12 protein-coding genes, 2 tRNA genes and 2 rRNA genes (1 of these 16 running past the window's edge) are annotated in these 25,610 nt (G+C 40.9%); 7 read left to right on the top strand and 9 right to left on the bottom strand.

Annotated features, from left to right (window positions below):
- The 7 genes from KCTC52924_RS09315 to KCTC52924_RS09285 form a co-directional block, all read right to left on the bottom strand.
- Positions 1-1,690: ribosomal RNA gene (locus tag KCTC52924_RS09315) — 23S ribosomal RNA — on the bottom strand (it extends 1,146 nt beyond the left edge of the window).
- Positions 1,691-1,916: 226 nt separating this feature from the next.
- A tRNA-Ala gene (locus KCTC52924_RS09310) sits at positions 1,917-1,993 on the bottom strand.
- Between the two features lie 190 nt (positions 1,994-2,183).
- Positions 2,184-2,257: transfer RNA gene (locus KCTC52924_RS09305), tRNA-Ile, on the bottom strand.
- Between the two features lie 78 nt (positions 2,258-2,335).
- Positions 2,336-3,853: ribosomal RNA gene (locus KCTC52924_RS09300) — 16S ribosomal RNA — on the bottom strand.
- Together the 16S and 23S rRNA genes with 2 tRNA genes alongside form the textbook arrangement of a ribosomal RNA operon.
- A gap of 1,077 nt (positions 3,854-4,930) precedes the next feature.
- Positions 4,931-6,919 (bottom strand): putative porin, encoded by a 1,989-nt coding sequence (locus KCTC52924_RS09295; protein WP_251806452.1) that lies wholly within the window; start codon positions 6,917-6,919, stop codon positions 4,931-4,933.
- A 220-nt stretch (positions 6,920-7,139) separates the two neighbouring features.
- On the bottom strand, positions 7,140-8,591 hold the full coding sequence (locus KCTC52924_RS09290) for a SusD/RagB family nutrient-binding outer membrane lipoprotein (RefSeq protein WP_251806451.1): 1,452 nt from the start codon (positions 8,589-8,591) through the stop codon (positions 7,140-7,142).
- An 11-nt stretch (positions 8,592-8,602) separates the two neighbouring features.
- Positions 8,603-11,869: a SusC/RagA family TonB-linked outer membrane protein gene (locus tag KCTC52924_RS09285; RefSeq protein WP_251806450.1), complete on the bottom strand. Its 3,267-nt coding sequence runs from the start codon at positions 11,867-11,869 to the stop codon at positions 8,603-8,605.
- Positions 11,870-12,414: 545 nt separating this feature from the next.
- Here KCTC52924_RS09285 and KCTC52924_RS09280 point away from each other — a divergent pair.
- The 4 genes from KCTC52924_RS09280 (at position 12,415) to KCTC52924_RS09265 (ending at position 17,841) form a co-directional block, all read left to right on the top strand.
- The gene (locus tag KCTC52924_RS09280) at positions 12,415-12,993 is read left to right on the top strand and encodes a ribonuclease HII (protein WP_251806449.1); all 579 of its coding nucleotides are present in this window, start codon (positions 12,415-12,417) and stop codon (positions 12,991-12,993) included.
- A 47-nt stretch (positions 12,994-13,040) separates the two neighbouring features.
- The gene (locus KCTC52924_RS09275) at positions 13,041-15,500 is read left to right on the top strand and encodes a ribonuclease HII (RefSeq protein WP_251806448.1); all 2,460 of its coding nucleotides are present in this window, start codon (positions 13,041-13,043) and stop codon (positions 15,498-15,500) included.
- A gap of 227 nt (positions 15,501-15,727) precedes the next feature.
- A complete protein-coding gene (locus tag KCTC52924_RS09270) occupies positions 15,728-17,062 on the top strand; it encodes an OmpA family protein (protein ID WP_251806447.1) in 1,335 nt (444 codons plus the stop codon).
- An 80-nt stretch (positions 17,063-17,142) separates the two neighbouring features.
- Complete coding sequence (locus KCTC52924_RS09265; protein WP_251806446.1) at positions 17,143-17,841, top strand: DUF3108 domain-containing protein; 699 nt, start codon at positions 17,143-17,145, stop codon at positions 17,839-17,841.
- Between the two features lie 130 nt (positions 17,842-17,971).
- On the opposite strand, the gene lipB is transcribed toward KCTC52924_RS09265, so the two are convergent.
- Positions 17,972-18,688, bottom strand: coding sequence for a lipoyl(octanoyl) transferase LipB (gene lipB, locus KCTC52924_RS09260; protein WP_251806445.1), 717 nt, complete (start codon positions 18,686-18,688; stop codon positions 17,972-17,974).
- A gap of 34 nt (positions 18,689-18,722) precedes the next feature.
- The gene (locus tag KCTC52924_RS09255) at positions 18,723-18,878 is read right to left on the bottom strand and encodes a YqaE/Pmp3 family membrane protein (RefSeq protein ID WP_251806444.1); all 156 of its coding nucleotides are present in this window, start codon (positions 18,876-18,878) and stop codon (positions 18,723-18,725) included.
- A gap of 156 nt (positions 18,879-19,034) precedes the next feature.
- Between KCTC52924_RS09255 and lysS the strand changes: the two genes are divergently transcribed.
- The 3 genes from lysS to KCTC52924_RS09240 all read left to right on the top strand — a co-directional run bounded on the left by lysS (position 19,035) and on the right by KCTC52924_RS09240 (position 25,484).
- Positions 19,035-20,726 carry a lysine--tRNA ligase gene (gene lysS / locus KCTC52924_RS09250; RefSeq protein ID WP_251806443.1) on the top strand — a complete coding sequence of 564 codons (1,692 nt, stop codon included), beginning with the start codon at positions 19,035-19,037 and terminating at the stop codon, positions 20,724-20,726.
- Between the two features lie 363 nt (positions 20,727-21,089).
- Complete coding sequence (locus KCTC52924_RS09245) at positions 21,090-22,520, top strand: DASS family sodium-coupled anion symporter (protein WP_251806442.1); 1,431 nt, start codon at positions 21,090-21,092, stop codon at positions 22,518-22,520.
- A gap of 465 nt (positions 22,521-22,985) precedes the next feature.
- Positions 22,986-25,484, top strand: coding sequence for a zinc-dependent metalloprotease (locus KCTC52924_RS09240; protein WP_251806441.1), 2,499 nt, complete (start codon positions 22,986-22,988; stop codon positions 25,482-25,484).
- The last annotated feature ends 126 nt before the right edge of the window (positions 25,485-25,610 follow it).

Raw genomic sequence — 25,610 nt, 5'->3', positions numbered from 1 at the left:
CGACGCTTCTCCCGAAGTTACGCGTCTATTTTGCCTAGTTCCTTAGCCATGAATCTCTCGAGCGCCTTAGAATACTCATCCCAACCACCTGTGTCGGTTTGCGGTACGGGCTGCTTCACTTGGTTTTCTCGGAGGATGTTAAGCTGGATTATCACCTTGGCCGAAGCCTCGGTGTACTATCGGGGCGTTACCGCTCCCTTCAACGTACTATTCCGTCAGTACGCACCAACGCCACATCCCCGTCACTTTTAATGTGAGCAGGTACAGAAATATTAATCTGTTGTCCATCCACTACCCCCTTCGGGTTCGCGTTAGGTCCCGACTGACCCCCAGCTGATTAGCATAGCTGGGGAAACCTTGGTCTTTCGGCGTGCGGGTTTCTCGCCCGCATTATCGTTACTTATGCCTACATTTTCGTTTCCAGGCGTTCCACGGAGCCTTACAGATCCGCTTCAACACCCCTGGAATGCTCCCCTACCCCTCCAAATTAATGGAAGTCACAGCTTCGGTGATATACTTATGCCCGATTATTATCCATGCGGAACCGCTCGACCAGTGAGCTGTTACGCACTCTTTAAATGAATGGCTGCTTCCAAGCCAACATCCTGGCTGTCAATGCAGTTCCACCGCGTTATATCAACTTAGTATATACTTGGGGACCTTAGCTGGTGATCTGGGTTCTTTCCCTCTCGGACATGGACCTTAGCACCCATGCCCTCACTGCACACAAACATTTTATAGCATTCGGAGTTTGTCAGGAATTGGTAGGCGGTGAAGCCCCCGCATCCAATCAGTAGCTCTACCTCTATAAAACTATGTATACGCTGCACCTAAATGCATTTCGGGGAGTACGAGCTATTTCCGAGTTTGATTGGCCTTTCACCCCTACCCACAGGTCATCCCAAGACTTTTCAACGTCAACGGGTTCGGTCCTCCACAGTGTGTTACCACTGCTTCAACCTGCCCATGGGTAGATCACACGGTTTCGCGTCTACTACTACTGACTATGGCGCCCTATTCAGACTCGCTTTCGCTACGGATCCGCACCTGAAGTGCTTAACCTTGCCAGTAAAAGTAACTCGTAGGCTCATTATGCAAAAGGCACGCCGTCACCCCACGAAGGGGCTCCGACCGCTTGTAGGCGTATGGTTTCAGGATCTTTTTCACTCCCTTGTTCAGGGTTCTTTTCACCTTTCCCTCACGGTACTGGTTCACTATCGGTCTCTCAGGAGTATTTAGTCTTGGCGGATGGTCCCGCCGGATTCACACAGGGTTTCACGTGCCCCGCGCTACTCAGGATACCGCTATCAATTATGCTCTTTGCTCTTACGGGACTATCACCCTCTATGGTTCCTCTTTCCAAAGGATTCTGATTCATTACACATTAAATGTCGCGGTCCTACAACCCCGATATTGCCGGAACAACATCGGTTTGGACTAATCCGCTTTCGCTCGCCACTACTTACGGAATCACTTTTGTTTTCTTCTCCTCCGGCTACTTAGATGTTTCAGTTCACCGGGTTTGCCCTCCTTGCGGAGTACCATATCTTCAATATGGTGGGTTGCCCCATTCGGATACCTGCGGATCATATCGTGTGTGCCGATCCCCGCAGCTTTTCGCAGCTTATCGCGTCCTTCATCGCCTCTGAGAGCCTAGGCATTCCCCATACGCCCTTATCTAGCTTGTCGCCAGACCTTTTATATTATACGCCCCCCTTGGCGGCTGCCTTAGGGGACACTCTTGTACTTGTACTTTACTTTACTTTTGTGTTTCTTTTTCAGTGTACGCAAAGACCTGAATCTGTTGCGCACCCTGTCCCAATATGTCAATGAACTTTCCAACAGTTCGCCCATGGTCTAAAAAAAAAGACCAAGAACTTGCCGTTCTCTGCCATAGGTTTGCACCTTTGGCGTTTTGGTGGAGAATATCGGAGTCGAACCGATGACCTCCTGCGTGCAAGGCAGGCGCTCTAGCCAGCTGAGCTAATCCCCCGTGTTCTATAAGTCGGCAGATGCCACTTTACAGTCGTCAGGTTTCCCAACTTCTAGAATTTCCTAATTCAATACTTTCAATCAATGAACGTGTGTCCCGAAGAACAAAATTGTAATTTGTAGTCTCAGGCAGACTTACTGCTTATAGCAGTATGAACTTCTTGTCCGCACCTCGCCTACGTTGTAATTTGTAGTCTCAGGCAGACTCGAACTGCCGACCTCTACATTATCAGTGTAGCGCTCTAACCAGCTGAGCTATGAGACTCACTATATTAGTATATGTAAAAACAGAAAACCGAATAAACGGGCGCTTGCGCCCTACTCCCAATGGCAAATACTCTAGAAAGGAGGTGTTCCAGCCGCACCTTCCGGTACGGCTACCTTGTTACGACTTAGCCCTAGTTACCGATCTTGCCCTAGGCCGCTCCTTACGGTGACGGACTTCAGGCACTCCCAGCTTCCATGGCTTGACGGGCGGTGTGTACAAGGCCCGGGAACGTATTCACCGGATCATGGCTGATATCCGATTACTAGCGATTCCAGCTTCACGGGGTCGAGTTGCAGACCCCGATCCGAACTGTGACCGGTTTTATAGATTCGCTCTGCCTTGCGGCATGGCTGCTCTCTGTACCGGCCATTGTAGCACGTGTGTGGCCCAGGACGTAAGGGCCGTGATGATTTGACGTCATCCCCACCTTCCTCGCGGTTTGCACCGGCAGTCCCGTTAGAGTCCCCATCATTACATGCTGGCAACTAACGGCAGGGGTTGCGCTCGTTATAGGACTTAACCTGACACCTCACGGCACGAGCTGACGACAACCATGCAGCACCTTGTGATCTGCCCGAAGGAAACTCTATCTCTAAAGCTGTCAGACCACATTTAAGCCCTGGTAAGGTTCCTCGCGTATCATCGAATTAAACCACATGCTCCACCGCTTGTGCGGGCCCCCGTCAATTCCTTTGAGTTTCATCCTTGCGGACGTACTCCCCAGGTGGGATACTTATCACTTTCGCTTGGCCACCCAGCATTGCTGCCGGACAGCTAGTATCCATCGTTTACGGCGTGGACTACCAGGGTATCTAATCCTGTTCGCTCCCCACGCTTTCGTCCATCAGCGTCAGTATATAGTTAGTAACCTGCCTTCGCAATCGGTATTCTATGTGATATCTATGCATTTCACCGCTACACCACATATTCTAGTTACTTCACTATAACTCAAGACCACCAGTATCAAGGGCAATTCTACAGTTGAGCTGCAGACTTTCACCCCTGACTTAATGGCCCGCCTACGGACCCTTTAAACCCAATGATTCCGGATAACGCTTGGATCCTCCGTATTACCGCGGCTGCTGGCACGGAGTTAGCCGATCCTTATTCTTACGGTACCGTCAGAGGGGCACTCGTGCCCCTTGTTCTTCCCGTACAAAAGCAGTTTACAATCCATAGGACCGTCTTCCTGCACGCGGCATGGCTGGATCAGGCTCTCGCCCATTGTCCAATATTCCTCACTGCTGCCTCCCGTAGGAGTCTGGTCCGTGTCTCAGTACCAGTGTGGGGGATCCCCCTCTCAGGGCCCCTACCCATCGCAGTCTTGGTAGGCCGTTACCCTACCAACTAACTAATGGGACGCATAGTCATCCTCCACCGTAATCTTTACCCTTAATATGATGCCATACTAAGGGACCATGGGGCATTAATCCAAATTTCTTCGGGCTATTCCCCAGTGAAGGGCAGATTCTATACGCGTTACTCACCCGTGCGCCGGTCGTCAGCGGAGCAAGCTCCCTGCTACCCCTCGACTTGCATGTGTTAGGCCTGCCGCTAGCGTTCATCCTGAGCCAGGATCAAACTCTTCATCGTTGATTCTTAAATTACTTCGATCAACCATCAGGAGTAGAATGCCCGGCCCGTATTTTCGGTTTTCTTTTCTGTATCACAATCTGTCGCCAGATCATGATACGCTGTCTTTACAATATGTCCAAGAACTTTTAATCTCTTTATTTTCCTTCACTCCGTTTCCGTAAGCGGCTGCAAATGTACAACCCTTTTTTAAATTGACAAGCTTTTTTTTGAGAAAAATTAATTTCTTTTTTTTTACTCGGCAACTTCGAATCAGGAATTTCAAATAACGTGGTGATCTGCTCACCTGCCGCTCACTCACTTTCGCTTCGTTTGCGGGGTGCAAATTTACCACCCCTTTTTAAATCCCACAAGCTTTTTTAATAAGTTTTTTGCCTTTTTTTAATACCACAACACAAAAGACTGTAAAACAGGTTTTTGTAAAAAAAGTATTTCGGCATTAGTCGTAAGCAGCAGCATAAATACACCCATAACAAGGAGCAGCACCGAAAAATACATCAGTAATCTGCCTTTCAATAGTAGTGCGTAGTGAGATTGGCATTTGTGCCAATCTCACTACGCATGACAATGGGAGAGCTCTAAGGCATCAGCAAAAAAGACACTACCTGTCTCCAACCGGAGCAACGGCTAAATATAAGCATGTATATAGTGAATAAAAGAAATACGATAAAATCTAAAACACAACTCCACCCCTCCTATATATACTATTGAGTAGTGAGATGTATTAATATCAAGTATAAAGTAGTTAGTAATAAGCAAGCTCAGTCCCTAGCATAAGCCGAATACTAAGAAAAGGATGCGGGTATTGGGATTGAGGCACCAGGGAGCCCGCGACATAGCTGCCAATAGGCCTGCCAGAGGTCCAAAACCTAATAGGTCCTATTACTTAAGTCAACAGAAGTACATTAGGTATTGCCCCACCCGCACCACGGAAGTGCTACCCCTCCTTTTAAGGTAGGCACCAGCAACCGGTCAGTTATCTAACACAGAACCTTGGAGGGGCCACCTATCGGTCCGCGTTAAGCCCGGCCCAACGAAGGAGGGAAACGCTCAATACAAAAATAGAGTCGACCTTAATTAAGAAAAGAAGTTCCACACCAATCCAAATCGGATCACGAAATCCCTATACGGATAATTCGGCGCTGCGTAAAAGTTGTTTTTAGAAAATAAAGAGTTAAAGTGCTCCGCTTTTAAATACACCCTAGTCTGCTGAATACGGGCATTTATAAAGAAATCTAACATGGGAAAACCGCCGAACTCTTCTGCGCTCTGGGAATAGAACTCCCCCAACACTGGATTGTAAGCATCCATAGTATAGGAAGTGAAATACTTTAGGGTAACCCCAGTTTGAAAATACAAGGCTTTCTTAAATCCAAAATTAGAGTAATACAAAGTGTTCCTAGTCACGAAATCCGGCAGATTTAATACTGCATTGGATTGCGACACATTCTGGTACATGATGGTATTGTTAAGTGCAAATCCCTTCCATTTAAACTCCTTTCCGTATTTCAACTTAATAAGGTTAATGGTCCCCTCGTCCTGGAATGGTTTAATAAAGGCCTGTTCGCTGCCCTCGACTACAGTTTCTGACGGGTCGGACGTAAAATAAGTATAGTTATTTAAGGTGGAATACTTCGCCATTAGACTGCCCCATATTTTGGAATCCAGATCAAATTGAAATCCGATATTGCCCTGCTTCTTAAAATCTGAGGTGTGCTGCCAATTGTAATTGCGATAATCGCTTTGATACAACAAGTAATTAAAATCGGGCATCTTGGAAGAGGAATGGATAGAAAACTTAAGGGCGTGGTTTTCGTTTATCCTATAACTAGCAAAGGCATCCAATAAGGTGCCGGATAGATCTCCCGATATATTAGACCTTAGGGAACCATTCAATTGAAATCCTCCTATTTTTTTTACATATTTTGCTCCGACGGCAACTTCATTGCCCTTTAACTGACTCTGGATTAACTGAGTACCTGTATGTAGCAAGGTATTGAAATAATAATTATACTGATATAGGTCCAAGTACCCCGTAAGAACTCCTAAGGTCTTATTCGAAAACTGGGCACTGAGTTGGTTATTGGTGGTCTTTAAATTTGCCTTATCTCCTATCACCGATGAAAACGCATCGCCAAAATACGCATTTTGGGCAGTCTGTTTAAAGTGGGTGTACTTGGTCTCATAATTAAATTGATGCCCAACAGTTAGTGCCGTAGTCTTCACTTTCCCAGAATCCAATTTCTTTCCGAACAAGATATATTGGTGATCTAGATAGTACCGTTTCCCCAGAAGTCGACTCGTCGCGTTGGAAAAAAGCACATCCACTCTAGAACGATCTTTGAATTCGGGATCTTCCGATTCGAATTGCAATTCTTTATTGGCCAATCCCCCATTTTCTTCCGTTTGTTGATTCTGGGCAGCAATATGAGCTCTTAAATTATAACGCCCATTCGCTGTTACATAATTAGTGGTTGCCTTAAAATTACCAGCCTCGGCTTGACTGAATTGATATTTTCCAAGTGATTTAAAACCTTTATACCCCAGAGAAAAATTGAGTCTCCTAGAGGTGTTAAAGGTTAGCATTGCGTCTAACAACTGCCCCTGTTCAAAAGTGGTTTTAAACATTAGGTCTGACAAAGGAGTTGCTACATTGTAGTAATCTACCTCCCTTGCCTCCATATAATTGAAGTGCTTGGCATTGGCCCCTAATTGTGGATAGATATCCTTGATATCTAAATTAGCTCCCAACTTATTATAGGGTTGACCTACATTGGCAAAGGGCATCAGTTCAAAATCGTCCCTTCTTAAGAAATTGTATTTGTATTCCTTTTGGATCGAGATGGTGGTATCCAGAAATGTGGTATCCCTCTGAAAATTAATTATTTTATAATCCTTGATCGTTATTTCCTGTACTTGGGCACCAACAGCTCGCTTTGAAGGTATCATATTACCCTTGCCACCAACGGCAGGGCGTTCCATTTTCCTAGGAGTAGGAATTGAATCTTCTTGTGCAAAAAGCGATTGACCAAAAAACACTAATAAAAGCGTCAACAAATATTTCATTCTATAGACTTACGCCGACAAAGTTAATTTTTTTGTCCTTAATGAAATGCTAAACTTCAAAAAACAGAAAAACAACTCCTTATATACTTTACTTAAGGAGACTAAACATCCAGAACTGGAAATTATTTCTTCAAGTTTGTAAATCCATTTCAGAATTATAGGAAATATAAAACCTGCAGCGTATAACTGCAGGTTTGGTATTGAATACATTATACAAGGTTTAGTTCAAGTCCCAAAATAATTTGGTCTCAGCCTCATCACTACCAATGGCCGAGGCAGCGGAAGTGTAATTTGCGCCGTTCAAGGTCTGTTCAATAATTGGATAGGTATATCTATTGGGATAGCCGGAAACCGCATCATCAGGAATAGCCATTATTGGATAGTCTAGTAATCTTATGGATGTCCAGGCTTCCAAGCCCCTATTATAAAGTGCAATCCATTTTTGGGTTCCAATAATATCCTTCCAAGGCGTTCCTGCTATACTCGCCAAAATGGCTAAGTCATAATTCACTGCAGGCGTTGCCAAATAAGTTATTGCATCTGCATCGGTACCGCCCCAATCAATAATGGAGGCCGTAATAGCAGCATCGTAATGCTCCTTTACTGTACCACCAACATCAAATAATCTTGCTCTTGCTTCTGCTAATAAAAATTGCACCTCAGCATAATCTAGAATAACACCGGGAAAAGTGGCTTCCTCAATTTGAGCTGAAACATGGGAATAGGCAGAATAACTTGAGGTTTCCCCGATATTTCCGCCTTTATAGGTACCATCATCTGTAGGTAGAAAATAAAGTGATCTCCTAGGATCGTCCAAATCGTTCATAATATCGATTATTGTCGTGGCTGCAACAAAATCCTTTCTCCCGCTCAAAACCAAATTGGCATGAATAGGATTAGTATTGGGGTCAGAGCCCAAATAGGTATAAGTTGCATTATCGGCATTGCTTGTAAACACCCCTGTAGAAACAGCGCTTTCCACGGTGGTTTTGGCAAAGGCAGGATCCACATCGGATAAAAGCATCCCCATCCTTAGCTTCAGGGAGGCTGCAAACAATTTCCATTTTGCTACATCGCCACCGTAAATTCTATCTCCACTACCAAAACTTCCTTTGTTCTCGTCCAATGCCCCAATTGCAGTGGTCAACCGAGCGATTAGATCCTTATAGACCGTTTCTCCATCATCATATGCAGGCAATAGATTGTCAATATCTAATGCTTCTGTATAAGGAACATCTCCAAAAGTTTCTACCAAGATACTGTAAGCATATACATTTAGAATCTCTATGACGACCAGTTTATTGGGTTTTAGCTCTTCCTCTTCCGGGGTGGGGTAAGTGGTTTCCGCAATAACTTTCTTTGCCTCATCCAGATCTTTTAATACATCTTTATACAATACGCTCCAATGCCTTTCGGGAATGGTCCTTGTAACTTGGTCATAGTTACTTTCATCCGTATAGGTGGTTTCCTGTAAAAACTGGGCCCAAAGTTTAGTATTGTTATTGTTAACATTCAAATCCACTACTTGATCTACCAAACTTTTCTGTGCTCCGGTAAACAAACTCTCCCCAGGCACGGACAAAGGATCCTTGATGTTCTCGTTAAGATTTTCCAAATCAGCGGAACATGAAGCAAAAATCACGGCAGTAATTAATATTGCTATTTTTTTCATATTTATATTTTTTAGAATTGTAATTTAAGATTGACACCAAAATCCCTTGTGGTAGGTAATGAACCAACGGAATACCCTTGTAAATTACCAGCAGACAAACCACCTTCTGGATCTTCATGTGGAATGTTTTTATTGATAATCCAAAGGTTGGATCCAATAACGCTTAAGCTTGCATTGGTCAAGAAAGTATTCTCTAACAATTTGCTTGGCAAATTATAAATAAGTGCCACTTCCCTAAGTTTCACATAGCTCGCATCATAGACAAATGCTTTGTCTGGCAAGCCTCTTCTATATCCAAAAGCACCAAACCTATCTGCCCTGATCCTCGTAGCATTCGTTGCTCCGTCTGGGTTTACCCCATCGTTGATAAATCCTCCGCCGTCGGCCAAACTATTCCGAACAGGATTCCCCAAGTCATTTATAAATGCGGTCTCCTCATACAATCCCGTTGCACGGCCGTAATATTGGTCCAATGAAAAGATACTGCCACCTTGTTGAATGTCGATTAAGAAACTAAAGGATATATTTTTATAACTGAATTTATTAGATATCCCCATGAGCCAATCTGGGTTTGTGTCGCCAATTGTTTTATCGGAAGTAGCCGTTTTAATGTATTGCCCATCTTCTGGATCAACTACTTTCTGTCCGTTAAGATAGGTATAGTCCGTACCATGGATAATACCGTAGGCCTTTCCCACTTCGGCATTTAGGGTAACCCCTCCTTGGAAATCTCCCAGCTGCAGGTTTTGGATTCCCTCTTCCAATCCAACTACTTTATTCTTATTTTGCGTCCAGTTAACGCTTGCGGTCCAATTGAAGTCCACCGTTCTAACGGGGCTACCAGACACTGAAATCTCAACTCCCTGGTTTTCAATTTCACCAGCATTTAGAATTTTTTCTTCAAAACCGGTCGCTCTAGAAACTGGGACTCCAAATATTTGATCAATAGAATTGGTTTTGTAATATGCCATATCAAAGCTCAACCTGTTTAGAAAAAATCGCATTTCCAATCCAACTTCAAAACTTTCCGTTTTCTCAGGTTTTAAGTTGGGATTCTTTTTTTGATTATCCACAGAGGTACTAGGTGCTCCTGGTGGGATATTGACATTATAGGTGTCATAAAGAAAATCGAAAGGAGCACTATTCCCTACTTCCGCATAGTTGGCTCTTAGTTTTCCGAAGGTGAGGAAATCTGCGTTTAAGAGATTGGTGAAAACAAAACTAGTAGCTATAGAAGGATAATAAAAACTACTATTGTCCTCTGGCAAGGTAGAAGAATGATCTCTCCTTATGGTGGCATCAACATAAATAGTACTATTATAGCCCAATGATGCACTTGCGTAGATACCATCGACGCCAATTTTCTCGTCTCTTTCCACTGGAAGAGCAAGAGGGCCTGTACTGTTTTGCAGGGAATATAGCTTAGGTACGCTCAACCCGCCACTTGTTGCCGAATAAATGGATTGAAAATCACTCCTTCTAATATTGGAGCCAAGTATAACTTTTAAATTTAGTTTGTCGGAAAGATCCTTTTGAACGTTGAACATAAAGTCATAATTGGTCTCCGTAACCTCCAGATTTCTTCTTCCATAACCAGAATCCACATTTCCTCTGTTTCCGCCGCTATCTGGAATACCAAAGCTTGTTGGCACACTACCGTTCGCCCTTCTCTCTTCCTGTATCTCGGAGTAAGTGTCGGTTGCTACCCTAGCAGTAAAGCTTAACCAATCTGCAAATTTATAATCTAGCGACACATTACCGATAAAGCGATTTCTAGAATCGTTTTGGTAATTCTCATAACGGGCCCAATATGGGTTATCCCAAAAGATTGGTGGTGAACCAGCATCGCTGGTAGCAGGATTCCATGTAACATTTCTCTTGGTAGTAAAATAAATATCCCGCTGATCTTTAAGGTCGACGTTGGTCTGCCACCATTGCTTAAAATTACTCATTATATTATCGCTATACCCCGTAGAATTACGTCCGTGGGCTTTAGTATTGATGTAATTTGCATATCCATTAACCGACAGTCGGTCCGATAATTTAAAGGAACCGCTCATTGAGAAATTATGCTTTTTTATAGAACTGTTGGGTAAAATACCGCTTTGATCGAAGTGCGTATAGTTCAGTCGAAAAGAACCATCGTCCTCATAGGATTTTGCAAAAGCAACTGAATTAGTGGTTGTAACCGGAGTTTCGAAAAACGATATCGGTCCATTTTTTGCATTTATCCATGGAGTAGCCTTTCGATAATTTGGGGATTCCGGATCAAATGCATCCCATTGGTAAACCATTAAACTTGGGTCGAATCGGCCACCATATGAACCATCTTCTTGGTAAGGGACCGTTAAATCCAAATTTCCGTCGCCAGTTATATCCTCCATATTAAAGAAATCATCTTCATCGGGGCCATAATACGGTCCGTATCCGGCGCCATATTGGTCTTGATACTTGGCAAATGTACTTTTATCTATAGAACCTATTGTTATACCAGAATTAACGGTAACTCCCATTCCTTGTACTTTCTTCCCTTTTTTAGTGGTTATCATTATAACCCCATTGGCAGCCCTAGAACCATAAAGGGCAGAAGCGGCCGCTCCTTTTAAAACGTTTACCGTCTCAATATCATCAGGGTTAATATCCGAAGCAGTGTTTCCATAATCATAGTAGTTACCACTAGCCTCACCTTGATACTTAGAATTGGTATTGGTATTGTTTATTGGAACACCATCAATTACGAACAGGGCCTGATTGCTTCCGGTTAATGATGCATTACCTCTAATGACTACGTTGGTAGAACCCCCTAAGTTGTTGTTCTTTTTAATCTGGATACCGGAAGCTTTCCCCGAGAGGGCATTTACAAAATTTCCGCTCTTCACGGTATTCAAATCCTCTCCTTGAACCTCTTGAGTGGAATATCCCAAAGATTTTTTATCCCGTGAGATACCCAAAGCAGTGACCACCACTTCCTCCAATGCTTCTGCATCCTCTTCCATCACTACATCTATTACAGATAAAGCTCCAATAAGTTTGGAAACGCTTTTTTGACCAATATAACTAAACAGTAATGTTTGTCCTTGTTCACCCTGAATAGTATAGTTACCGTCGAAGTCGGTCTGCGTGCCATCGGTGGTCCCTTCAACTACAATATTCACTCCGGGCAAGGGAAGTCCCTTTTGATCCGACACAGTTCCGGAAATTGTTTTTTCCTGCGAGTAGGAAAAACTCATTAATAGCCCCATAATTGGAACTAAGATCCAAGTTAGTTTTGATTTCATAGGTGTGTTTTAAGAGTTAGCGACTTACAACGAAGGAAAATAACGCATAAGCTTTATTAAAAAGTAGAGATAAATAATCAGAATACCTTAATTTTTTAACATTTTTGTTTTGTTTTGTTAAAAAAAAGCCTCACTTTTATCATATATTCACTTTTTTAACAACTTCTTAGTAGGCTCATGTCCAAATTTTCTTATTTCGCTCCATCCACTATGTCACCTTCTTCTTCACTCTTGACCTTAATCCTCTGGTAATCTTACACTTCTGAACTTCATCACTTCTAATCCTCAAACCGTCCTTGGCAATTTATATGGCCTTTTTAGTGAATACGATTAAAGTTTCTATAGGACAAGAAAGTGGTAAGCTTCATACAACCCCTAAACACCAAGGAATAATAGTTACTTCCTCTACTGAAGTTTCATCCGCCTTGCAATTCCTTTTTTTAAATTTTTATATTTGGCATTGGAGACACCACAAACCGACGCTAAGGTTAAGATTTGGGCCTGATGATTAGTTTCCAATTACATAATTAGAATAAAACCCTTAAATGCTACAACCTTATTATACCAAATTTATAGAAGCGGGAACCGATGAAGCCGGAAGAGGTTGTCTCGCAGGACCAGTAACAGCTGCTGCAGTAATATTGCCTGACCACTATACCAATGGCACTCTAAACGATTCCAAATTATTAACTGAGGCTAAAAGAAACCTAATTCGGCCACATATAGAACATAGTGCCGTGTGTTATGGTATTGCCCATGTCTTCCCGCTAGAGATCGATGCTATAAATATTTTGAACGCCTCCTTTTTGGCCATGCACAAGGCAATAGACCAATTAACCATGCCCCCTGAGTTTATCATTGTAGATGGTAACAGATTTAATCCATATAAGAATATCCCCTTTGCCTGTATTGTTAAAGGAGATGCTAAATACCAGAGTATTGCCGCGGCATCGGTTCTTGCTAAAACTGCAAGAGACCTTTATATGGAAAAAATACATTTGGAATTCCCAATGTACAATTGGAAAAAAAACAAAGGCTATCCCACTGCGGAACACCGGGATGCAATAAGAAAATACGGAATTACCAAATACCACCGCAAATCGTTCCGACTATTACCCGAGTAATTAAAACATGATGTTTAAAAATCCTATTTTTGTGCAAAGTCGTTTCTATGAAATTTAAAATAGCCATTATTTCCTTTTTGTTCCTTCTTGCATGTAACAAAAACAATAACACCACTTCCCCCTTACTACATTACGTCCCGCATAACAGCTCGGTAATCATTAAAATAAACGATAAGGTATCCTTTTCCAGTGAATTGGAGAACAACGACCTATTAAAGTCTTTTTCTTCCACCAAAGCGTACGCCTCTCTTGTAGCTAAGGCAAAACCCTTGCAATACCTACAGACCAATCTGGAGAGCATCCTTGCCTTTGTTGAATTAGGAAAAGGGAATTTTGAAATTCTGTACATCGTCCACAAATCCGAAGACCTAATTAACCTGGACGAAATCACTGATAAAAAAGTAGAACACATTACTTATCAAGGGAGTAATTTAGAGAAATACACGTTGGAAGGGGCTACTTTTTACTCTACAAGCCTTAACGATAAAATTATTTTTAGTTCTGCTAAAATGTTATTGGAAAATATGTTGCGCAAGGAGAAAGACCTAAGCACACAACCTTCGTTAAACACATTATACCAAGTCACCAACAACCAAAGTAGTGCCAATATATTTTTAAACACAAAGAAAAGTAATTCCTTACTAAGCCCCATTTTAAATAAAGACCAACACCTAGATATTTCCAAATTCACGGAATGGGTGTGTGTGGACTTTAATTCTAACAAGGACCATTTAAAACTCAATGGGATAAACACGGTCAGCGATTCCCTGCCAACAGTAAGCAACCTTTTTAATAGCACCCATGCCCTTATCAATAAAACCCCCAATTTGGCCCCAATGACCTCGGACGCCATAGTGTCGTACACTTTTGATAATTATAGCTCTTTCGCCAGAAATCAAAAAAAATATTTAGATAAGTCCATTTTGATCGACAACACTTTTAATGCCGTGGAGGAAATTGGCTTCATCTATTTAAATAATGAGACATCCATTATTTTGCACACCAGCGGTTCTGAAAATATTCAAGAATACTTGGATGGCCTTAAGATTGGCTCCGAGGACTATCAGGGGAATGAAATAGTAGCTCTTTCCAAGTCAGATTTTCTTAATCACTATTTTGATCCCCTTGTAAAGAATTACACGGCCAATCATTATACCATCATTGAAAATGCATTTGTTTTTGCCAATACCGCGGAAAGCCTAAAAACCATCATCGCCAATTATAAAAGCAGCGCCACCTTTGAGAAAACGGCTACTTACAAAACCGCTAAAGAACAACTGGCAGATGAGTCTTCCATCCTTTTTATAGCCAATGCCAAAGGAGTTGAATACTTTTTAAACCACAATATTTCAGCGGAAATTGTAAAGGAGATTAAGGTAAAGGAGCTTGCGGAATATACCTTTGCTGCGCAAATGGTTGCGGAAGACAATTTTCACCACACCAATATTTTATTTCAAAAAATTGCCCACGAAACAACTCTGAACCAAACCACCCCCTTATTCACGCTGACATTAGATAAAGGAATTGCAAATGCCCCGCAATTCGTGAAAAACCACCTAACCAAAAAGGAGGAAATAGTAGTCCAGGATCAAGAAAACAATCTTTATCTTATTTCTACGGAGGGAAAGGTCCTATGGAAAAAACAATTAAAAGGTAGAATACAGGGGCGTATAGAGCAAGTAGACCTTTATAAAAACGGGCGTTTGCAACTAGCTTTTACCACAGATAACGAATTCTTAATTTTAGACAGAAATGGAAACGAAGTTTCCCCCTTTACTTTTAAGTATGATGGTGGCAACTTAAATCCCTTGGCGGTATTTGATTATGAAAAGAAAAGGGATTATCGCTTTGTGGTATCACAAGGCGCTAAAATAACTATGTACAATAGGCTTGGAAAAAAGGTGACTGGCTTTAAGTTCAACAAAGCGGAGAGGTCCATTCTTGGAAGTGCCAAACACTTTAGGATAGGCAGAAACGATTATGTGGTCTTTAAAGAAGAGGGTGGGGAATTAAAAATACTCTCAAGGACAGGCGAGATCAGAGTTCCAGTGAAAGAAAAAATTGCGTTTTCCGATAATGAGGTACACCTCCATAAGAATAAGTTTACGCTGACCGACATCAAAGGGCGACTATATCAAATAGACGAAAAAGGAAAAATGACCTCAACCAACCTAAAATTATTGCCAGATCACGGCATTGATGCCACAAGCAATACCTTGGTAATTATGAACGATAACGTTTTGACCATACGCAGTAAAAAGGTGGAACTGGAACTTGGTGTGTACTCCAAACCTAAAATATTCTATCTAAACGACAAGATCTATGTCAGCGTTACCGATATACAAAATCAAAAAATTTACTTGTTCGATAGTCAGGCGGAAAGCATTTCCAATTTCCCAGTACCAGGAAGCTCCGTAATAGACCTCAGCGACATGGACAACGATCATAAATTAGAGTTGGTCACAAAAGATCAAGACAATTCCATTATTGTTTATAGGATCAACTAAAATATCCTTTGCCTTGTCCCATACCAGACATTGTGTAAATGGGACAAGGCCTTTTCTGTAATTTATAAAACATGATATAAGCCGGTTACTCCATATAACTTGCAGTTAGTACAAGAATATGTGCAATACATACAGCTAATTCCGATAGATCACTCTAATTACCTATTTTTAAAACAGTTAACACTGGATAAAAAATAATTTAAGATGAATCTATTAAAATTACAGTTATGAGACTCAGGAAAATTCTACCAAAAGTAATACTATGTGGTCTGCTTATGTTTTCCTTCAGCAATTCAGCAAATGGTCAATTTTTAAAAAAACTGGGCAAAATAGCTGAAAAAGCAGCAGAACGCACTGTTGAACGGCGAGTAGATAAGGAGGTCAGTAAAAAAACAGATGACGCATTAGACGATGTTTTAGAGCCGGGAAGCAATGCTCCTAATCCCGAATCCAATCCAGCACCGAACCACGAAGGAAGCAACACCAACAGTACAAATACTTCAGGAGAGGCAAACACCCCTGCTAATTCAGTTGAAAGCGGTCCCAAAACCCTTAAATTCTATACCAATTACGATTTTGTAGCAGGGAATAAAGTGCTAATGTATGACGATTTTTCCGTGGACAACATAGGTGACTTTCCCGCAAAATGGAATACCAATGGCTCCGGAGAGGTCGTAACCTTCGACAATAGTCCAGATAAATGGGTGAAATTATCAAATAAAACCTCCTACATACCCGATCTCCCCGAGATACTTCCTAGTGATTTCACGGTAGAATTTGATATGATTACTACCGGATTGGACAAAGAAATCAATTCCTATGCCCGCTTAACACTTATCTTGGACGATAACAACACTTTTAGACATGGATATAATTACGCGGAAATGGGCATACCCCTTGCTCAATATATGGATGCAGGAATTTATTTGAACAATCGCATTAATGGACAAAATACAGTTCGAAACAATGTGAAGAAAGACGTCCGTAACGACATTCTACAACTGGCACATGTGGCTATTGCAGTTAACGGGCAGCGGTTTCGAATGTGGATGAACGAGCGTAAACTAGTAGACCTACCAAGGTTTATTGGAGTAGATCTCATAAAATACCTCAAGTTTAATTTAGATCACATGCCTAACGAATCCAACGGACAATTTGTTTTTATTACCAATGTAAAGGTAGCAGAAGGCGGGGAAGACCTGCGGAGCAAACTTCTTAAGGAAGGTAAATTCTCAACCACTGGTATTTTATTCGACTCGGGTTCAGATAAGATTAAGCCAGAATCTTATGGCACCTTAAAAGAGATAGCCATTGCCCTGCAACAAGAATCTGGAATAAATGTACAGATTGTGGGCCATACCGATGCGGATGGCAGTGATGCCACTAACGTTGAACTTTCCAAAAAAAGAGCTGCTTCAGTAAAGAAGTCCCTTAGCAGCGATTTTGGAATAATGGAAAGTAGATTACAGACCGATGGGAAAGGCGAGGCCGAACCTGTTGGGGATAACAACACTACCGCTGGTAAGGCTCAAAATAGACGTGTAGAATTTATAAAGACCTAACATGGTAGTTGAAAGTTGTAACCTAAGCTTTTACCAGGTATCCCAAAAGATAACCCAATAACCCTAACAATTTTTACATAATGAAAAGAAGAAATATCATCATATTATTATCCCTTTTAATAACCTCTTTAGGCTTTTCACAGGGCAATTGCAGTAAATTTTACCCAATGGAAGAAGGCCAAAGCTTTCAATACACCATGAGTAATAAAAAAGGTAAACCAGAAGGCACCACCGATTACTCCATTACAGAGGTATCTAACGCTGGAGGCGTTACCACAGCTACTATGAACATGAAGCTTACCGATAAAAAGGGCAAAGAAATCATGGTTTCCGATTTTAAGATGAGCTGTACTGGAGAAGGCGTTAAAATAGACTACAATTCACTGGTCCCATCTCAAATGATAAAACAATACACGGATATGGGAATGGAAATGGAGATTAGTGGTACCGATGTAGACATTCCCAATAATCTAACTGTAGGCCAAGACCTAGCAGATGCCAATGTGACCGTAAACATTAAGATGACCGGTATGAATATGACCATGAAGGTGGATCAGATCAATAGAAAGGTAGAAAAAAGAGAAAGTGTAACCACCCCTGCTGGGACTTTTGATTGTTACGTTATATCCGAGGACAATATTTCTGAAACCATGGGTGTAAAACAAAACATGAGTTCTAAGTTATGGCTTGCAGAAGGCATAGGTATGGTAAAGCAAGAAATGTATAGAAAGAATGGCGAATTAAACAGCCATATGGAGCTTACCAAGTATAACAAATAAACTATAGCGTAATATAAGTCAAGTTTCTCAGCGACGGTTGCTACCGATAACTTTCCGACGCAAAGATCAGCACATTCAAATCCCACTTAGTGGTTAAAAACCGAGACTAAAGTCTTGGTTTTTACCTTTATTATACTTGCTTGTTGCAAGCCAGGAATTCCGCCTCAAACAAGCAGGAAAAATGCTTTAACAATTTTTCTTTTACTTCCCCCAAGTCCACTTCTTTTTGCCCCAACTCTACATTTAAAGAGGTTACTGCCTTGCCTTTTATTCCACAGGGGATCATTAGATCAAAATAGCCTAAATCCGAATTTACGTTCAGTGCAAATCCGTGCATGGTTACCCACCTACTGGCGCGTACGCCCAAGGCACATATTTTTCGTGCGAAGGGCGTTCCTACATCTATCCAGACGCCGGTCTCACCTTTGGATCGCTCTCCTTTTATTCCGTACTCTTCTAGGGTAAGAATAATCATCTCCTCCAAAAAACGAAGGTATTTATGAATGTCGGTGAAAAAATTATCGAGGTCTAGAATAGGATAGCCCACAATTTGACCAGGTCCATGATAGGTAATATCCCCGCCTCGATTTATCTTGTAGAATTTTGCCCCTTTTTTGGTAAGCACATTTTCATCTACTAGTAGATTTCCAATGTCACCGCTTTTTCCCAAGGTATATACATGAGGGTGTTCTACAAACAAAAAATGATTGGGAGTTTCCAATCTGGAACCTTCCCTCCTATTCTTTATTTTTAGGTCCAGGACAGATTTAAACAATACTTCCTGATAATCCCAGGTTTCCTTGTAATCTTTATTCCCTAAATCTTCTAATAGAATCCTTTTATTCATAGTGCAAAGATACGAACTCTGCCTAAAAAATTGACTAATTTGGATTGTTAAGGATGATCAGAGCTGCAATAACCCCAGGGACCCATCCACATAGTGTAAGTAGAAAAACAATGAAAATAGAACCACAACCTTTACCTATAACCGCTAAGGGTGGAAAAATTATGGCCAATACAACTCTTAAACAGCCCATTTATATTTGATTTTTGATTGATGTACCAATTAGACGAAAATACAGCGCATTTGTTACAACAAAAGTAAAATAATACTAAAGGATCATAACAATACTATTTACGGGATTGATAGATTAAACCAGAGTAGCTATATTTGCAGCCTTAATCATGAATGTATGCAACTTTCGGAACAAGAAGTAATCAGAAGAGAAAAACTTGGCAAAATCCGGGACATGGGGATCGACCCATATCCTGCGGCACTTTACCCTGTAAATAGCACCTCTAAATCCATTAAGGAGAATTATGAGGAAGATAAAGAGGTAATCATTTCCGGAAGGCTCATGTCCAGAAGGATTCAAGGAAAAGCCTCCTTCGCTGAACTGCAAGATAGCGAAGGTCGTATACAGGTATATTTCAATAGGGATGAAATTTGCAAAGGAGAAGACAAAACCTTGTACAACGACCTCTACAAAAAGCTATTGGATATTGGGGATATCATTGGTATAGAGGGAACACTTTTTACCACCCAGGTAGGGGAAAAGACCGTAATGGTAAAGAATTTCACCCTCCTAAGTAAATCCTTACGCCCCTTACCGTTACCAAAAGTAGACTCCGATGGCAAAGTATACGATGAGTTTAACGACCCTGAGATGCGCTACCGTCAACGTTATGTAGACCTAGTAGTAAACCCAAGTGTAAAGAAGAATTTTATTAAGCGTACAAAGATTACCAATAGCATGCGTCAATTTTTTAATGATGCAGGATATTTGGAAGTAGAAACACCCATTCTACAGCCTATTCCAGGCGGTGCAGCGGCACGTCCGTTTATGACCCACCACAACGCACTGAACATACCTTTATATTTACGGGTAGCCAATGAACTATATCTAAAAAGATTGATCGTTGGTGGATTTGATGGTGTATATGAATTCGCCAAGGACTTTAGGAACGAAGGCATGGACCGCACCCATAATCCGGAATTTACGGTTATGGAACTTTATGTAGCCTATAAGGATTACAATTGGATGATGGACATGACCGAAAAGCTGCTAGAAAAAATTGCAATCGATTCCAATGGCACATCAAACGTTACGGTAGGAAAGAACCAAATCGAATTTAAGGCCCCATACCCTAGAATTCCAATTTTAGAAGCCATTAAAATACATACCGGTTTTGATGTGGCTGGCATGAATCAGGAAGAGCTTCTGGCGGTGGCCAAACAATTGCATTTAGAAGTGGATGAAACCATGGGCGTTGGAAAATTGATAGACGAAATTTTTGGAGAAAAATGCGAACATCATTATGTACAACCTACCTTTATAACAGATTACCCAAAGGAAATGAGTCCGCTTACCAAAGAGCACCGAAGTAATCCTGCCTTAACAGAACGCTTTGAATTGATGGTTAACGGGAAGGAGTTGGCAAATGCCTATTCCGAGTTGAACGATCCCATTGATCAACGCGAAAGGTTCGAAGAACAAATGCAACTCTCTGAAAAAGGAGATGATGAGGCCATGTTTATAGATCAAGATTTCCTAAGAGCATTAGAATATGGTATGCCCCCAACTAGTGGTATTGGCATTGGAATAGACCGTTTAGTGATGCTGATGACTAATAATGCCTCTATCCAGGAGGTGCTCTTCTTCCCACAAATGAGACCTGAAAAGAAACAGCTTGAGTTGAGTGATGAGGAAAAGGAAATACTTGCCTTATTAAAACCCTCTAGCTCTATGCCTTTAGAGGACTTAAAGTCCCAAGCAGGGCTAAGTGGCAAAAAATGGGACAAAGCAATGAAAGCCCTCACCAAGCACGAGTTAATTAAAGTCGCTACAGAAGGAACAACAAAAATGGTGATTTTAAAAAAGTAGATCCTTTATCTGTTTCTAAAAAGTAAGAAATAACTATTATATAAGTTAGGGCCAGGAATTTAATTCTTGGCCCTTTTTATTTATTGTTACAAGTCCAGAAGTGAAAATCACGATCCTTTAAGCTTGTGTATAAAATAGGCATTCCTTTGATAAGACTATAGGCGAAATGGGATTCAGAGATCCTTATCCCCCCCCTAAATGAACAAAAATGAAGCTACGGATACTATCATTTTACTGGGTATTCCGTCACCAAAATCGTTGAAATTATCAAGATTTGGGATTTATTAAGCGCAAAATAAGGTCTTCAATTTCATTTTTATAACTCTAAAAAAAAGTTTAGTTTCGAGGATTACAAAACAGTATATGGAAATAACCAAAAAACTAGGGCTACTTCTTGGCCCGTTATTCTTTTTTATCCTCATTAATTTACCCTCATTAATGGTTTCAGAAAAAGGCGATGCAGTAATTGCAGTAGCCGTATGGATGATTATTTGGTGGATTACCGAAGCTGTATCCATTTCTGTTACCGCTCTATTGCCACTGATTCTTTTCCCCTTATTAAAAATAATGCCCCTTGCTGAGGTGGGTGCCAATTATGGCAGTCCCATTATTTTTCTTTTTTTCGGAGGATTTGTTATGGCCTTGGCCTTAGAAAAGGTGAATCTACACAAACGTATTGCCTTAAATATAATTCGGATCACGGGAACCACCCCCAACAAGGTAATCTTGGGCTTTATGATAGCAACCGCTACCCTAAGCATGTGGATCAGCAATACCGCTAGTACCGTTGTAATGCTTCCCATTGCCATGTCCGTCATACGATTATTGATCAATGACGCCGATGGATTTACCAAGGACGACCGTAATTTTGCATTAAATGTGATGTTGGGAATCGCGTTCTCGGCAAATGCAGGTGGTATTGCCACCGTTATTGGCACCCCACCAAACTCTATTTTAATCGGTTTGTTGGAAAATGAATACAATATTGAAATCTCATTTTTAAAATGGATGGTAATCGGATTGCCATTTTCAATTGTTTTGTTGACCATTATTTATTTTGTACTAGTGAAATGGATGTTCCCTAACAAACAATTAAAATTCACGGCCTCCAAACAAGTTATAGACCAAGAATTGGAGAAATTAGGCCCAACAACTGGCAAGGAAAAAATGGTCCTTGTTATTTTTGGGATAACTGTATTCCTTTGGATCTTTAGGGCTTTGATCAATGAAATATTCCCTAATCTAGGCCTATCGGATACCATAATAAGTATGATTGCCGCCATCTCCCTTTTTGCCATTCCCTTTAACATTAAAAAGGGAGACTTCATTATTGGATGGAACGATACGGAAAAATTGGCTTGGGGAATCCTTATTCTTTTCGGGGGCGGGTTGGCACTTGCCCAAGGTATGTCGGCAAGTGGCATTGTGGATACTGTAGCTCACATTATTGCCAATAGTGAGATAGGTGTTCTACTTACTACCACACTATTACTTTTCTTGATACTCTTTATGACGGAATTAATGAGTAACGTAGCATTAATTGCAGTGCTTGCTCCAGTAGTTGCAGGAATTGCAATTGGTTTGGGAATCCCAATCCTATACCTATTGATTCCCGTTACCATAGCCAGCAGTTGCGCCTTTATGCTACCAATGGCCACACCGCCGAACGCCATAGTTTTCGCCAGTGGTCATATCAAAGTTTACCAGATGGCAAGGGTCGGTATTATTCTCAATGTCATTTCAGTAGGTTTGTTGGTGCTCTTATTTCAGTTTATACTACCCTTAATTTTTTAACCCCCACTTAAACTTCTAAAGGAGTTTATAATGTCAAGGCCAATCTTGTACCCTAAAATGAATCATACCCGAGCAACAGAAACATAAAATACTTCTGGATAAATGGAGAGATACGTTACACCATCCATTTTGTAAGCGTATCATCTACACATCAAAATAGAATTGCTATAAAAAAGTAAAGCCCTTGTGTATACAAAGGCTTTACGATCGACTAATTCAAAAATAATATTAAAAAATAATATTCTCTATCTTAATAGACTTGAACAAAGTTGATTTGTTACAGTTTAAATGTTAAAAAATCACTTTTATAGTATTTCGCGTTAAACTGTTTGCATTAATTTGATGTAACATCACATCTAGCGTTAATTTATTACAGACTCATCAATATTCCTCCCGGATTTCCACAATTTAAATTTAATTCAGTTCTTTGGCGAAATTCAATTTGCATAAAAAAACAATCCAAGCATGTTTACAAAACAACTCCCAAAAATGCTATTTGCATTTTTGTTATTAGGTTTTATTACAACTACAGAAGCCCAGATTTTTAAAAAGAAATCCAAAAAGACCGAACAGGCCAAAGAAGATGAAAAGTCCAAAAAAGGGGATATTGAATCGTACGAGAAGGTAATTACCAAAGATGCCATAACGGATAAGGGTTTATTTGATGTTCATAAGGTAGATGACAAATACTATTATGAAATTCCTGACAGCTTGTTCACTAAAGAAATGTTGATGGTGAGTAGGATTTCCAAAACCGCAAATGGAATTGGTTTTGGAGGAGGAAAAATTAACACAAAGGTCCTTCGATGGGAGAAAAAGGACAAAAAAGTACTGCTCCGTGTGGTCAGTCATGATGTAGTAGCATCGGATTCTCTTCCCGTTTATGAAGCGGTAATAAACTCCAATTTTGAACCAGTTCTGTATGCGTTCGACATAAAAGCATTTAATAAGGATTCTACCAAATTAGCTACCGTTATTCAAGTAAACGAATTATTTGAAAAGGATGTAAATGCGTTGGGTATGCCCGATCGTTACCGTAAGCAATACAAGGTTTCCCGTTTGGAAGATTCTAGAAGTTATATAGAAACGCTTAAAAGTTATCCTTTAAATATAGAGGCTAGGCACGTAAAAACCTACACCGCAGGCAGCCCACCATCCAATGGTAGTTTGGGTTCTATTTCCATAGAGATTAATAATTCCATGGTACTATTGCCGGAAGAGCCCATGAAACGTCGCAATTTCGACAGTCGTGTAGGCTGGTTTACAAGCAGTCAGATAGATTATGGTCTGGACGCCCAAGAAAGCAAGTCGGTAGAGTTTTTGGACCGTTGGAGAATGGAGGTTAAGGATGAAGATATTGAAAAATTTAATAGAGGAGAATTGGTAGAACCTAAAAAACCTATCATTTATTATGTGGATCGGGCAACCCCAAAACATTGGGTGCCTTTTATAAAACAGGGAATTGAAGATTGGCAGGTGGCCTTTGAGGCCGCAGGCTTTAAAAATGCCATCCTAGCAAAAGACCCTCCTACTATTGAAGAAGATCCAGAATGGTCTCCCGAAGATGTAAGATATTCCGTGGTTCGCTATTTAGCCTCTCCCATTCCCAATGCGAACGGACCGCATGTTAGTGACCCAAGAACCGGCGAGATATTGGAATCGGATATAAACTGGTACCACAATGTAATGTCTCTGCTTAGAAACTGGTATTTTGTGCAAACCGCCGCAATAAATCCAGATGCCCGAAGCGTTGCTTTTAAAGAAGAGGTAATGGGACGTTTAATTCGTTTTGTCTCCTCCCATGAAGTAGGACATACGTTAGGCTTGCCCCATAATATGGGAAGTAGCATCGCTTATCCTGTAGACTCGCTCAGATCGGCCACATTTACCCAAAAGTACGGCACAGCCCCTTCCATTATGGACTATGCCCGATTTAATTATGTAGCCCAACCTGGTGATGAGGGAGTTGCCCTAATGCCCAATATTGGCATTTATGACAAGTATGCCATTAGTTGGGGATACCGACCAATCTTAGATAAATCGGAAACAGAAGAGAAGGAAATATTGGATAGCTGGATCTTACAGCATGCAGGGGACCCCCTATATCGTTTTGGTCATCAACAAGTAGGAGATGTGGTAGACCCAAGTTCTCAAACCGAAGATTTAGGAGACGATGCTATAAAGGCAAGTACCTACGGAATAAAAAATCTAAAATTGATTGTGCCACAACTGGTAGAGTGGACCGCAGAAAAAGGCAAGGATTACAAGGATCTAAACATCCTATATGGTCAGGTTATTGGGCAATACAATAGATATATGGGACATGTAAGCAATAATATAGGAGGGGTTTACGAGTACCAAAAAACCTATGACCAAGAAGGGCCTGTGTATATTCCAGTAAGTAAGGAACACCAAAAAAACTGCATGTCTTTTATACAGGATCAGCTTTTTAAAACCCCAGAATGGCTTATCGATCAAAATATTTTCAATAAAATAGAATATTCAGGTTCCATAGAACGCATACGAAACACTCAGGAAAGAACCTTGACCAATATCCTGAGTCTAGGAAGATTGGCAAGATTAATGGAAAATGAAGCGACCAATGGCGCTGAAGCCTACACCCTGATAAATATGATGACCGATCTTAGGAAGGGAATCTGGTCGGAAATAAGGGATGGCAACAAAATAGACATTTACAGAAGAAATTTACAAAAAGCTCATATAGAGCGATTGGCATATTTGATGAGTGCAGAAAACGAAGATAAAAAATCCAATATGGGAGGATATCAAAAATCGACTGCAATTAATACCAGTCAATCTGACATTAGATCCATCGCCAGAGCAGAATTGAATATACTTCAACGGGATATTAAAAATGCTGTAAACAGGACTTCAGACCTTATGAGCAAGTATCACTTACAAGATGTGGAAACAAGGATAGATCTTATCTTGGATCCTAAATAACGACAAATTAGTGCAACAATTGAAACGGCTGGGGTATTTGTATACTTCAGCCGTTTTTACATTAGTCACTGTTAACTTCCATCCACTGATAGCCTTGTTGGTACAAATGCTAAAAATTATACAAAC

It is taken from the genome of Arenibacter antarcticus (genome assembly GCF_041320605.1).
GTDB lineage: Bacteria > Bacteroidota > Bacteroidia > Flavobacteriales > Flavobacteriaceae > Arenibacter > Arenibacter antarcticus.
Note: the sequence above shows the minus strand (reverse complement) of the source record. Positions and strands in the feature narration are given on the sequence as shown.

Bases quoted from the DNA above. Each gene is read 5' to 3' on its own strand.
- lysS (WP_251806443.1), top strand. From the start codon at position 19,035: ATGCAACTTTCGGAACAAGAAGTAATCAGAAGAGAAAAACTTGGCAAA.
- KCTC52924_RS09290 (WP_251806451.1), bottom strand. From the start codon at position 8,591: ATGAAAAAAATAGCAATATTAATTACTGCCGTGATTTTTGCTTCATGT.
- KCTC52924_RS09245 (WP_251806442.1), top strand. From the start codon at position 21,090: ATGGAAATAACCAAAAAACTAGGGCTACTTCTTGGCCCGTTATTCTTT.
- KCTC52924_RS09295 (WP_251806452.1), bottom strand. From the start codon at position 6,919: ATGAAATATTTGTTGACGCTTTTATTAGTGTTTTTTGGTCAATCGCTT.
- lipB (WP_251806445.1), bottom strand. From the start codon at position 18,688: ATGAATAAAAGGATTCTATTAGAAGATTTAGGGAATAAAGATTACAAG.
- KCTC52924_RS09285 (WP_251806450.1), bottom strand. From the start codon at position 11,869: ATGAAATCAAAACTAACTTGGATCTTAGTTCCAATTATGGGGCTATTA.
- KCTC52924_RS09240 (WP_251806441.1), top strand. From the start codon at position 22,986: ATGTTTACAAAACAACTCCCAAAAATGCTATTTGCATTTTTGTTATTA.
- KCTC52924_RS09270 (WP_251806447.1), top strand. From the start codon at position 15,728: ATGAGACTCAGGAAAATTCTACCAAAAGTAATACTATGTGGTCTGCTT.
- KCTC52924_RS09280 (WP_251806449.1), top strand. From the start codon at position 12,415: ATGCTACAACCTTATTATACCAAATTTATAGAAGCGGGAACCGATGAA.
- KCTC52924_RS09275 (WP_251806448.1), top strand. From the start codon at position 13,041: ATGAAATTTAAAATAGCCATTATTTCCTTTTTGTTCCTTCTTGCATGT.
- KCTC52924_RS09255 (WP_251806444.1), bottom strand. From the start codon at position 18,878: ATGGGCTGTTTAAGAGTTGTATTGGCCATAATTTTTCCACCCTTAGCG.
- KCTC52924_RS09265 (WP_251806446.1), top strand. From the start codon at position 17,143: ATGAAAAGAAGAAATATCATCATATTATTATCCCTTTTAATAACCTCT.